Below are 12,801 nucleotides of genomic sequence, written 5' to 3' on the forward strand. Positions count from 1 at the left end.
CAAGTCATCGTCAGTTGAGCTAAATGGTGATAAGCTCTGGTCTATAGTCTTCAGTGAAAGTGTAAAGGAAGGTGTATCTATTGAAAAAAATATATCTTATAGAAGATGACAAAAAAATCGCTGATTTATTAAAAGATTATCTGGAAAAATACGAATATGATATTGAGCTCGTTCAAGAATTTGACCATATATTAGAAGAGTTTTCAAGCTTCGATCCACATCTTGTCTTACTCGATATAAATCTGCCTAGCTATGATGGATTTTATTGGTGCCGAAAAATTCGCAGCATATCCAACTGCCCGATAATCTTTATTTCCGCACGGGATTCAGGAATGGATCAAGTTATGGCAATAGAGAACGGCGGGGATGATTACATTACAAAGCCGTTTAACTTTGATGTTGTTCAAGCAAAAATAAAAGGGATTATGCGTAGAATCTATGGGGAATATGCCACAAGTACACCAGCTGATAGCATAGAAATTCACGGTCTATTCCTTCATCTAACTGCAATGGAAGTTAGTCTGAATGAGACCAGAGCCTTACTTACGAAGAATGAATTTATTTTGCTGAAGGCATTTATGGAGCATTTGAATCAAGTATTATCTAGGACTTATCTATTGGAAATGCTATGGGATGACGAACATTTTGTGGATGACAATACATTATCTGTCAATATTACTCGGGTGCGTAAAAAGCTAGAAGATATTGGTGTTAGTCAAAGCATTCAAACCGTTCGTGGCGCAGGATACAAAATGGTTGATACATGGAGTGAACGGCAATGAAAGACTTTCTGAAAGATAGTATTCCGACAGTGCTGTTCTTTTACGCCCAATTATTGGTTTTCATATTTATCGTTCAGCTATTCTATGGGATTAAATCTGTGCCGATGGGCTGGGATTTAATTACGTATTTATTTATCTTGTTAACGTTTGGTTTACTGCTATTTTTAGCTTATCGCTATTATCGATTACGTGATTACTATGTTACGATTCATCAAGATAAAGAAAATGTAACCTGGCTCCCAGACCCACCTACTCAGTTATTGACAAATATTAAACAGCAACATGATACACAAACGAGTCGCTATGCCGAAGAAATTGAACGTTTAAAACAACAAAAGCAAATGGAGTTTCATTTTATTCAACAATGGGTCCATCAAATGAAAACACCCGTTTCTGTGATGCATTTAACATTGCAAAAAGAAAAATTGCAGTTACCTCAGGGTTTCTTGCATAATATGCATGAAGAGTTAGAGCGGATGCAGCAAGGCTTAGATTTAGCTTTATACCAATCCCGCTTACAAAAATTTGACCGAGATTTTCAAGTACAGCAAATTGAATTAAGGGCACTAGTTAAAGAGGTTATTCAAGAATTTAAATCCAGTTTTATTCGTAATCAAGTATATCCCGAACTCGAAATCCCGCAAAACTATATCGTAACAACAGATTCCAAATGGTTGCGATTTGTAATCAATCAAGCAGTTTCTAACGCGATTAAATATTCAAAACCGGAATCTGCAAAAATTTATTTTCGTACAAAAGTATTCGATCATAAACTTACATTACAAATTACCGATACAGGCTATGGGATACCTCGAGAAGACATTAACAGAGTTTTCGATCCTTTTTTCACTGGCAAAAACGGAAGAAAATTTCGTGAATCAACAGGGATGGGACTTTATTTATCCAAACAAGTTTGTATCGAACTTGGTCATGAATTAACCATTTCTTCCGAAGAGGGAAAAGGAACAACAGTATCCATCCACTTTCAGCAGCATTAAACTTACAGAGTTGTAAGATTAATGCCCAAATCTGAAAGAAAAACCAATAGGATACCTTAGTTTTTCCTTTATAATAGGGGATAGCATTGTTAAATTAGCAATCAATTTGTATACCAAAAGCTACCAACAAGGAGGAGTAGAAATGCATGTACTAGAAGCAAATAATTTGTCCAAAACGTACGGTAGCAAACGTGGAATTTCTTATGAGGCATTGCATCAATTCAATCTTGCTGTTAAGCAAGGTGAATTTATTGGTATTATGGGACCTTCTGGCAGTGGTAAAACGACATTATTAAATTTATTATCTACGATTGATAAACCAAGTTCAGGAAAAGTCATCATCAATGGAAAAACAGTCACGTCTTTTTCTCGCCACCAATTAGCAAAATTTAGAAGGAAAGAAATGGGCTTTGTTTTTCAGGACTTTAATTTACTGGAAACATTAACCATCGGGGAAAACATTTTACTACCATTGACCTTAAACAAAATAAAGGTGAAAGACATGACCCACAAGCTGCTCCTCATCACCAAGCAATTGGAGATTAATGACATTATAGACAAACGAATTATGGAAGTATCTGGAGGTCAAATGCAACGAGCCGCAATAGCTAGAGCGCTTATCCATAACCCGTCTATTATATTTGCAGATGAGCCAACTGGGAATCTGGACTCCAAAGCATCCCTGCAAGTGATGAACACGCTTAGTCATCTGCAAAAACATTATCAAACAGCAACTCTAATGGTGACACATGATCCGTTTGCAGCCAGCTTTTGCCAAAGAGTCATTTTTATTAAAGATGGTAAATTGTATAACGAGATTCATCAAGGTGATAATCGGCAAAGCTTCTTTGAAGACATCTTAAATATGCAGTCATTATTAGGAGGAAATATCCATGACCTTCAGACAGTTCGCTTTTAATAATGTAAAACGAAATACACGTGCATATTTGAGTTACTTTTTAAGTTGTATGTTTGCAGTGATCGTCTTTTTTATGTATACGGTCGTTATTTTTCATCCCCAAATAGCAACATATGACTTTATTGATGCCGTAAAATTAGGGATCATCGTCTCTGAAATTATTATCTATCTGTTTTCTTTTTTATTTGTGCTGTATTCTACAGCAGCTTTTATTAAATCCCGCAAAAAAGAATATGGTATCTTAACGACATTAGGAATTAGTAAACTTCAGCTAAATCGAATGCTAATTTTGGAAAATACGATCATCGGTCTGGCATCCATTTTTGCAGGTATTTTAGTAGGTGCTTTATTCACGAAGCTTTTCTTAATGATTTTTTCTTTCATTTTGGGAACGGGCGAAGTTTTTTCATTTTATTTATCCTGGAAGGCCATTGCTATTACAGTGCTCCTATTCTTTATCATGTTTGAAGTCAATTCACTGCTTGTCGTGTTTACGCTGCGAACGAAGTCTATCATGGAAGTTTTCCGTGGAGCAAAAGCACCAAGGAAAAAACCACGCTTTTCCTGGATATTAAGTATTCTTGCGCTAGCTGCTGTGGTCTATTCTTATTATTTAGCGTATACGTCCGATATGATTTCCATAATGTACCGGATGTTCATTATTTTAGCGCTTATTATTCCTGGAACATATTTTTTATTTACGCAGTTTAGTATCGCTTTAACCAGCTTTCTACAGCGAAGGAAGGGCATTTTTTATAAGCATTTAAATTTATTAATTATTTCCGATTTGACCTATAAATTAAAGGATAACGCTAGGTTACTTTCTATGGTTACCATTTTAAGTGCGGTTGCCTTTACGTCTTCTGGTGTGCTATACGGCTTTTTTCAAAGCATTGAAGATGAGACAGAACGTTTTGTTCCTCATGACTTCTCGCTTGTCGCTGAAGGAGAAGAAAATAAACAAACTTTTATTGAAAGTATAAAACAAGTCGAAACGATCTTTCATGAGACAAATACACCATTTCAGTCACTAAAGGTACCTGCTATAAAAACAACATCTGTATCCAGTTCTCCATACTGGGATAATGTGGAGCTAATTGCATTTAGTTATTCAAATTACCAAAAAATGATGGAAGTAAACGATCAAGAGCCACCCTCACCTATAGAGGATGATCAAGCACTGTTACTTACTCAACCAATTTTAAGTTCATATATACCACAAATACCAAATAAATTACGGTTTAATTCTGGAAAAAATCAAACAGAACTTGAAATAAAAACTGGTAAAAATACGATCAATGCAACGATATTGGCGACCAATGCACTTATTGTACCGGATGCTGTATTCACTAAATTCAAACAGTCTGGGAAGCAGTTTTTTTATTATACAGCTCATATTCCAAATTGGATACAGCATATTGATGAAATTGAAAAAGCAGAAGCTGCTGTAACAAGCCCTAATATCTTTCCAGATTCTAAGGCAGGCATGTACACAAGTTTTAAAAAAACGATGTCGTATCTGTTCTTTTTTGGTATATTTATTAGTGTCCTATTCTTTTTAGCTGCTGGGTCGATTCTCTATTTTCGCATGTATCAAGGTATCGATAATGATGTAGCACATTATTATTCGCTCTATCGAATTGGCTTAACGGATAAAGAGATGAGGCAAATTGCTACCAGACAGTTGGCGTTTCTCTTCTTCCTGCCATTTTTAGTAGCCGTTATTCATGCTGGTTTTGCATATAAAGCGTTGCAAAATATGCTCGTGTCATCTGTTTTCATACCAAGCGTCTACATTATTTCGTTTTATTTTATCGTTCATTTTATCAATTTTATCTTTATCCGTAACTTTTATCTTTCTAAGCTCAAAAAAACATGGCGCGCCTCTACTTTGTAACAGCTTTGCTATTTGTTACACGAAGGTGTTTACTTAACGTTTTTGTCTTAGGGTTACTGAAAAGCCGTGAAACCTCTAGACTGCTGAATACAATTCAAATTTTTAGCCTTGTAGAAAATTAGGATAAGATATGGCGATAAAATTTCGTCACGGTGTTCAGAAAGATAGTTTTTTGTAAACGCATTGTCTCGATTTTGGCTATTCCTTATGTAATGGAGTTAATAACAACCGAATATGTCTCAACAACTTTTTGAACACACCAATAATTAGGAGGAAATAAATATGGATTTTTCAACATCAGAAGCGCTTCACCGGGAAGCATTAGAGCATATTGTCGGAGGAGTAAATTCGCCTTCACGTGCTTATAAGGCTGTGGGCGGTGGTGCCCCCGTTTATATGGAGCGGGCAGAAGGAGCTTATTTTTGGGACGTCGATGGCAATAAATATATTGATTATCTAGGCGCATATGGACCGATTATTACCGGACATGCCCATCCACATATTGCTAAAGCAATCTCGCATGCAGCTACAAATGGCGTATTATATGGAACACCAACCAAACTAGAAAATGAATTTGCTAAAATGCTGAAACAGTCCATTCCCTCATTGGAAAAAGTCCGTTTTGTAAACTCAGGTACAGAAGCAGTCATGACAACTGTTCGCGTTGCTCGTGCTTATACGAACCGTACCAAAATCATCAAGTTCGCTGGTTGCTACCACGGTCATTTTGACGCCGTGCTAGTCGAAGCAGGATCTGGTCCAGCTACTCTTGGTACACCTGATTCTGCTGGTATCCCTGAGTCCGTAGCACAAGATGTAATCACTGTTCCTTTTAATAACATCGAAGCATTAAAACAAGCCTTGGATATTTGGGAAGATCAAATAGCAGCAGTTTTGGTTGAGCCAATCGTCGGCAATTTCGGAATTGTAGAACCAAAGGAAGGATTCCTGCAAGCTGTGAACGAGCTTACACATCAAGCTGGCGCACTCGTTATTTATGATGAAGTCATTACAGCTTTTCGCTTTACATACGGCAGCGCCCAGCAATTATATGACGTTGAACCTGATATGACAGCGATGGGGAAAATTATCGGTGGTGGCCTCCCAATTGGAGCATATGGTGGTAAAAAAGATATTATGGAACAAGTTGCTCCACTTGGCCCCGCTTATCAAGCTGGAACGATGGCTGGGAATCCAGCTTCCATGGCAGCCGGAATCGCATGTCTAGAAGTGTTGCAGGAAGAAGGGCTTTATGAAAAATTAGATCAACTTGGTAAAAAGTTGGAAGCAGGGATTTTAGAAAAAGCACGTCAATATGAAATCCCACTTTCTGTAAATCGGCTTTGTGGAGCATTAACTGTTTATTTTGGTGAAGGGGAAATCACGAATTATGATCAGGCTGAGGCTAGTGATGGGGAAAGTTTTGCCACGTTTTTCCGTCTGATGCTTGAGCAAGGAATTAATTTAGCTCCTTCCAAATATGAAGCTTGGTTCTTGACAATTGCTCATACAGAGCAAGATATAGACGACACCATTCATGCTGTCGAAAAAGCATTTCAACAAATGCAACTAAAATAATACGTGTATTGAAAACAAGGACTGTTCGTGACGCTTTTACGTTTTACGAACAGTCCTTTTTATATGCACATGCATATTTTTACGTCTTTCAAAGAAAACTAGAACTAACAGTTTAAAACAGGAGGGTAATCATGCAAGCGCCATATTGTTGTCCGAATTGCAAAACAAATAAAACAAGATTTAATAGAATTGATCAAGTAGCACACCCTATTAAATTGAATGCGCAAACTGGGGAAATTGTTGAGTCGTACGAAACAAACCAAGTAGAAGCATTTCATATGAAGTACCAAGGACCAGATTATAAAATTCAGTGCGCAGCTTGTGGTATCATTGAAGATGAAAAGACGTTTATTCAATTTGCACAATACCGGGCTTGAAAAAACAGGAGACACAATGGCAATCGTGTCCCCTTTTTCAGGCTCTTATTGTTTTAAACCGTAGTATCTAGATGCTGCACTTGATATAGATTATAATAAATACCTTGCTGTCGCATTAACTCATCATGTCTACCAACCTCTTTTATTTCCCCATCCTCCATGACTACAATTCGATCCGCGTGTGTGATCGTAGCTAGACGGTGAGCAACGATAAATGTTGTTCGATTGGAAGCTAATTTTTCCACTGCTTCCTGAATGGTGTGCTCGCTTTCTAAATCAAGTGCTGACGTTGCTTCATCAAAAATAAGCATAGGGGGATTTTTCAAGAAAACGCGGGCAATCGCAATCCGCTGTTTCTGTCCTCCTGACAGTTTCACACCGCGCTCACCAACAAGTGTATCATATCCATATGGCAGCTGCTGAATAAACGCATGAGCATTCGCCGCCTTGGCGGCTTCCATCACTTCTTCATCTGTAGCGTGGGGTTTACCCATGCGAATATTCATCGCAATTGATTCACTAAATAGTGTATTATCCTGTAGTACCATCCCAATCTGATCTCGTAATGAGCGTGCCTGCATATGACGAACATCAATTCCGTCCACTTTGATCGTTCCGCTTGTGACATCATAAAAGCGCGGGATTAGACTTACAAGGGTTGATTTCCCACCACCACTCATCCCAACAAGCGCTATCGTTTCCCCTGCTTTCACATGCAAGGAAACACCCTTTAGCACAGTATTCTCATCATCTTCATATTGAAAGTAAACATCTTCAAAAATCACTTCACCATGTAAGTCTTTTACTTTAATGGCATCAGGCTGATCTTGAATATCATATTTTTCATTCATTAGCTCAAATACACGGTCTATTGACGCGATTGACTGAACAAGTGTTGTCGACGAATTAATTAGTCGTCGTAATGGACTATAAACACGTTCCATATAACCGACAAAAGCAACCATGGTTCCCATCGTCAGAGTACCGTGAATAACCTGATAGCCTGCATATGCTATCACTAGCAACGGAGCCAAATCAGTTATTGTATTCGTTACTGCAAAGGTTTTGGCATTCCAATTCGTATGCTCAAGTGCCCTTGTGAGAAAGTTACTGTTTCTTTTGTTGAATTGCTCTTGTTCATATTCTTCCAGAGCAAAGCTTCTCGTTACCGGCATCCCTTGTACTCGTTCATGCAGATGACCCTGAACTTCCGCTAGAGCTTGTGACCGTTTACGTGTGAGCTTGCGTAGCCTGCCATAAAAATATTTAATCGAAAAACCAAACAATGGAAATAAAATAATTGCTACAATCGTTAATTCGATATCCATCGACAACATAATTCCAATCGCAATCAATATGGTAATAAGGTCTAACCAAATATTCATTAAACCTGTAATAACAAAAGTCTTCGTTTGTTCGACATCATGTATTACCCGGGAAATAATTTCGCCCGTTTTCGTTTTAGAATAGAATTTCAAGCTTAAACGTTGTAAGTGGTCAAATAAACGATCCCGAATATCGAAAAGTACCTTGTTGCCAACCCACTGCGCTAAATATTGTCGAATATATTCAATTGGTGGTCGTAAAACAAGAAAAATGATAAAAGCAGCCCCCATCAGCCACACTAGCTGCGTTGTTTTTTCCGTCTGGCTAAGCGCTTCATTTCCGATAATATTATCAATTACAAACTTTAAAATTAATGGCATTAATAATGGGATACCAAATTTCAGGATCCCTACTAAAACAGTCCAAAAGATTTTCCACTTATATGGCTTTACAAAATGCATGTACTGCTTGATTGAACTCATACGGAAAACGTCCTTTTTCTATAAATTGAATCTTCAATCAGTTAGTTTTCATCCACACCTCACTGATTGTTAGTACCGTAATGGTATAACCTAAAGGTCTCTTACGAAGTAGGGTATTTACGTGCTGTTATCTCCCACTTAGACTTGTTGCAATACAGATTATCCTACACCTGAAGCTGGAGTCTTACAGCACCTTATTAGGGATAAATAAGAAAATCATTCGCTGTAAGTATTCACTGCAATTTACTAAGTAGCTGTTATGTCGTTTGCTTGAACACCTTAGTCTTCAAAGAAAAGCCTTGCTACAGATTGTAACAAGGTTGTAATCATTCATTTTTGTTCTCTCACAAGTTAAAATTATCTATACGTTAAGTAACGCTCGTACCATTCATCGACAAATCCAGGGGAAAACGGTCCTTGTTTTTGCCTTATCCACCCTAATAGAATATTTAATTGTTGCTGTAGAATATAATCCAGCTTGCTAGGATATTGCATTTTTTGACGATGTTGATCATACTCGTCCTCATCCAATAAAATATATGTCATATCCGGGTTCACTTTTACATCTAAATCATAATCGATATATTTAATGGCACGATCTTCATATATAAATGGAGAACTCATATTACAATAGTAGTGAATACCATCTGTTCGGAGCATACCAATTACGTTAAACCAGTATTCTGCATGGAAATAACAAATAGCTGGTTCTCTCGTAATCCATGTTCTACCATCATGTTCTCTCACTTCTGTACGATCATTTGCTCCGATAACAACGGTTTCAGTCCCTTTTAAGACAAGACTGCTTTTCCACATACGATGCAGCTGTCCACTATGCTTATAACTTTGTATTTGTACATTAGTTCCTGGGCTCGGAGCAACCATTTAATCTCCCTTTCTTTTACCTATACCTCCATGACGAATCATGCATATTATTATAATGGTAATGGATAGAAATATAAAGTAATTCATTTTCACAGCGTGGGTCAAATATTTACATAAGCTACTCGCACCTTGTGGTTTTTTCAGCTATTACGCCAATTGGACCATAAAGTGAATCTTCAATCAATGGAGGTTTTCATTCATTCCCCCACGGCTTGTTAGTACCACAACGGCATGACCTAAAGGCCTCTGAACGAAGCAGTCATTTAAGTGCTGTTATCTCCACTTAAATACTGATTATCCGACTCCCGAAGTGAGAGTCTTACAACACCTTATATACGGGATAAATTTTTAAAGAATCTTCGTTTCTGAACTCGTAGTAAATATAAACGTCGCTTTCCGCAGCAGACTTCTTAAGCTGACCTGGAGGCAAAGGGCAGCTTCTGCACGGTGTTCACTTGTTATTTTTCTCACGAACAAAGGCACAAGCGCCCGTTTAGCAACGTAGCGAATGGAACGAATAAACTAAAGATAAAGGAATCATGCCACTAAAACAGGGGTATGCCGACGTCTGGGTGGCAAGCCCGTTTTTAGTCGGCCTCCCTCTTAGGGACGAACCGATGAGGCCTTATCGTAGGGAGCATTCCTAAAGTCGCATCGTTGCTGGCGCTTGCGCTGGACGCGACTATTCGGTTATTTCGTTATCCCCAAGTACCTCATTTTGCTATTACAGGAATGCTTTCTTATAGTGTAAAAAAAGATTATCCCAAAAGCCTTAACGGCTATTGGGATAATCTACTGCATAATTGGGGGTATACAGTTACTGTTTGTTTTGCTGAGATTTTTGGTTTTGCTTTCTTACTTCCTGAGCATTGGTTTGTTCGGCACCGTATTCTGTACCGTACTGGCCTTGCCCTTGAGCGGCTTGTTGATTCTGTTGCTTAACCTTTTGAATGTTTGTACCAGAAGTAGTTTGGTTCGGTTGTTTTTTAGCCATCAATATCACCTCCGCAATAATTAATTTGTCCCATTACACTATAGGTTATCCGTAATTTTTTTAGTAAAATAATCATTTAAAGTTTATTTTTTCCAATTGGATAGTAATTGATTAAATCCACATAATAAAACAAGTGGGGAACCGCCTTCATCCCTAATTTAGAATCAGTTTAAATGTTGAATACAATATTGTTGAAGGTACAATCGCTTTGTCTAAGGAAGGCGTTTTCTTTTTCCTTAAACTGATTTAATTAGGGGCTAGAGCGTCATTATCTTCACTTACGTTAATTCAGTTTTAAAAGGGGCTAGATGCAAGCATTATATGCATGATGATATCAAGTAGTACTTTTCTGGAGGATGGAGAAATGGAACAAATCAAACGTGATTTTACAGAACTATCCATGATGAGTAAAACAGAATGGAGTGAGCATGAATTAGTTTATTTCCAGCATGCACTGTCACAACTTCTTCCTTATATAAACCCAGAGGGATTAACCATTTTGCATGAAATCAATAAAGAAATGTATCAAAGGAAGGAAAACTTAAATAACCACCCCATTATCCCTGTATAAGAGGCATTTACTTCAATTTAAACAAGGTTGATGGTATTAACTCCAAAGGCGAATGATGTAGTAATATAGCCAGAAATATATGACTCCTGCTGGAGGTAAGGCATCGGTGAGAGTCCGCAGTGCGTTAGCACTTGGAGGCTCACCAGCTGTCCTAAAGTGTGTGTGGTATATTTCCGAGCGGGTTATATGCAACATCCATTATTTTCTATATAGTTTGTATGTTACTTTGACCAAAGGCTTTGTCCCAGCTTCAATGTGTGAAGCTGGTAAATGGAAAGTTTTATCATAGCAGAAACACTGACATACCAATTTCTTGGCGCTCTTTTATTCATTCGCAAATAATGTCTTCATGATTTTTTGATGGGGGACAGGAAAAGGATATGTTGCTAATTCTTCCTTATTTACTAGTTGCAGTCTTTGTTCTCCAACTATTTCCCCTATCAGCCTTGCTTCATATATTTCCAACTGCCATATTAAATGGGAAAATATATGCCTCAACTCTCCCTGTTTTTTCCCTAATGACACACGAAACCCAAATTCGCCATAAACCCAATTTTCTAAATGATCCCAGCCTATTTCTTCAATAGGAACCATCGGAAATTGCCATAGATTTGCTAACAAACCACTATCTTTTCGCTTTTCTATTATATAATTACCTTGTTCATCCGCCACCAGTAAAACGACGTAAGCGATTTTCTTTTGCTTTTTCGCTTTTTTCTTAATCGGCAATTCCTCTTCTACACCTACAGCGAAAGCTTGGCAATGAGCTTGAACCGGGCATAATAAACAGGCTGGAGATTTCGGAGTACATATTAAAGCACCTAATTCCATAACTGCTTGATTAAACGAAGAGGGATCTTGTGGATCGATTAGTTTGCGTGCACATGCTTCAAATTGTTTTTTAGTCCGTTGCTGTGTAATATCATCTTCAATTTTTAGAACTCGAGATAAGACACGCATCACGTTACCATCTACTGCTGGTTCTGGCTGATTATACGCAATCGATAGGATAGCCCCCTTGGTATATGGGCCAACTCCTTTTAACGCACCAAGCTCATCTGGATCATTAGGCACTTGCCCCTTGTAAGTAGTCGCTACTTCTCTAACAGCGTGTTGCAAATTTCTTGCCCGAGAATAATAACCAAGTCCTTCCCACTCCTTTAATACCTCTTGCTCATCAGCTTCAGCTAATGCTTCTATGGTCGGAAATTTATTAATAAAGCGATTGAAGTATGGAATAACGGTATCCACTTTTGTTTGCTGTAGCATTACTTCAGAGACCCACACTTTATACGGGTCTTGATCTTGACGCCATGGTAAATCCCGTTTATTGTTCTTATACCATTCCACTAAATCGCGGCGAAATGTCAAAATGTCAATAGATTGTAGTTTTTCATCATTCATAAAATCACTTCCTATATGGTACAATAAAAACGTAACCAAGATTATTTCCTGTCCTTTATAGTGCGTGTTCAAAACAAAGTTCAGTTCTCGAATGCTCTATAATCGGAAGATAAGCGAAAGCAAAATAAAGCCTATCTCCCATTATAGTTGATTTTACCTGACTTTTTTTGAACATCCATTTTACTACAAGAGCTTGTTCAAAAAAGTAAAAAAGATCAAGGGCGGTGAAGTCGCAACGTTCTCGAAAGCACTTTTTCTCGTGCGATGCGTTGCTGATGCAGCTTTTTGTCCTGTTCCGGCACAGACACTAAAACGTCCCTGTGCGTTTGAGCTCAAGGCGTTGAAGGTTCGAGTAGTGCTTGTACAAAATGTACTGGCTTCTGCGCTACCACGAAGACGTAGGCAGCTTAAGTAGAAGGTCGTATGTATTTTGCTACATGAGCACTAGTATGGGCGTCCTCAAAAACCATTCTCATGCTGGAAACGTCCTTTTCCAAGAGCTGAGAAGCAAGCCAAACGTGACTTTTAGTGTATTTTTTGAATAACCTCTACAATAGAATAATACAAACTATAGACGCAGCTTAAGGA

11 protein-coding genes are annotated in these 12,801 nt (G+C 38.0%); 7 read left to right on the forward strand and 4 right to left on the reverse strand.

Annotated features, from left to right (window positions below):
* Window positions 1-80 precede the first annotated feature (80 nt).
* From BKP57_RS05185 to BKP57_RS05210, 6 genes are all read left to right on the forward strand, one after another.
* Window positions 81-782 carry a response regulator transcription factor gene (locus BKP57_RS05185; RefSeq protein WP_050350017.1) on the forward strand — a complete coding sequence of 234 codons (702 nt, stop codon included), beginning with the start codon at window positions 81-83 and terminating at the stop codon, window positions 780-782.
* The gene (locus tag BKP57_RS05190) at window positions 779-1,780 is read left to right on the forward strand and encodes a sensor histidine kinase (RefSeq protein WP_050350016.1); all 1,002 of its coding nucleotides are present in this window, start codon (window positions 779-781) and stop codon (window positions 1,778-1,780) included. The genes BKP57_RS05185 and BKP57_RS05190 overlap by 4 nt, the downstream gene beginning before the upstream one ends.
* Before the next feature lie 142 nt (window positions 1,781-1,922).
* Window positions 1,923-2,699 (forward strand): ABC transporter ATP-binding protein, encoded by a 777-nt coding sequence (locus tag BKP57_RS05195; protein WP_050350015.1) that lies wholly within the window; start codon window positions 1,923-1,925, stop codon window positions 2,697-2,699.
* Window positions 2,674-4,596 (forward strand): ABC transporter permease, encoded by a 1,923-nt coding sequence (locus BKP57_RS05200; protein ID WP_050350014.1) that lies wholly within the window; start codon window positions 2,674-2,676, stop codon window positions 4,594-4,596. The genes BKP57_RS05195 and BKP57_RS05200 overlap by 26 nt, the downstream gene beginning before the upstream one ends.
* A 282-nt stretch (window positions 4,597-4,878) precedes the next feature.
* Window positions 4,879-6,174: a glutamate-1-semialdehyde 2,1-aminomutase gene (locus BKP57_RS05205; protein WP_050350013.1), complete on the forward strand. Its 1,296-nt coding sequence runs from the start codon at window positions 4,879-4,881 to the stop codon at window positions 6,172-6,174.
* A gap of 131 nt (window positions 6,175-6,305) precedes the next feature.
* Window positions 6,306-6,551, forward strand: a complete 246-nt coding sequence (locus BKP57_RS05210) for a hypothetical protein (RefSeq protein ID WP_050350012.1) — start codon at window positions 6,306-6,308, stop codon at window positions 6,549-6,551.
* Window positions 6,552-6,604: 53 nt separating this feature from the next.
* Here BKP57_RS05210 and BKP57_RS05215 read toward each other — a convergent pair whose 3' ends face one another.
* The 3 genes from BKP57_RS05215 to BKP57_RS05225 all read right to left on the reverse strand — a co-directional run bounded on the left by BKP57_RS05215 (window position 6,605) and on the right by BKP57_RS05225 (window position 10,238).
* Window positions 6,605-8,359 (reverse strand): ABC transporter ATP-binding protein, encoded by a 1,755-nt coding sequence (locus tag BKP57_RS05215; protein WP_050350011.1) that lies wholly within the window; start codon window positions 8,357-8,359, stop codon window positions 6,605-6,607.
* Between the two features lie 357 nt (window positions 8,360-8,716).
* Window positions 8,717-9,244 (reverse strand): nucleoside tri-diphosphate phosphatase, encoded by a 528-nt coding sequence (ntdP, locus tag BKP57_RS05220; protein ID WP_050350010.1) that lies wholly within the window; start codon window positions 9,242-9,244, stop codon window positions 8,717-8,719.
* Window positions 9,245-10,061: 817 nt separating this feature from the next.
* Window positions 10,062-10,238, reverse strand: a complete 177-nt coding sequence (locus tag BKP57_RS05225; protein ID WP_050350009.1) for a gamma-type small acid-soluble spore protein — start codon at window positions 10,236-10,238, stop codon at window positions 10,062-10,064.
* A gap of 364 nt (window positions 10,239-10,602) precedes the next feature.
* On the opposite strand from BKP57_RS05225, the gene BKP57_RS05230 reads away from it, so the two are divergent.
* Window positions 10,603-10,809 carry a hypothetical protein gene (locus tag BKP57_RS05230; protein WP_050350008.1) on the forward strand — a complete coding sequence of 69 codons (207 nt, stop codon included), beginning with the start codon at window positions 10,603-10,605 and terminating at the stop codon, window positions 10,807-10,809.
* Window positions 10,810-11,133: 324 nt separating this feature from the next.
* On the opposite strand, the gene mutY is transcribed toward BKP57_RS05230, so the two are convergent.
* Window positions 11,134-12,213: an A/G-specific adenine glycosylase gene (gene mutY, locus BKP57_RS05235; RefSeq protein WP_072741110.1), complete on the reverse strand. Its 1,080-nt coding sequence runs from the start codon at window positions 12,211-12,213 to the stop codon at window positions 11,134-11,136.
* Window positions 12,214-12,801 lie beyond the last annotated feature (588 nt).

Origin of the sequence: Virgibacillus sp. 6R (genome assembly GCF_001895305.1) — a bacterium.
GTDB lineage: Bacteria > Bacillota > Bacilli > Bacillales > Amphibacillaceae > Virgibacillus > Virgibacillus pantothenticus.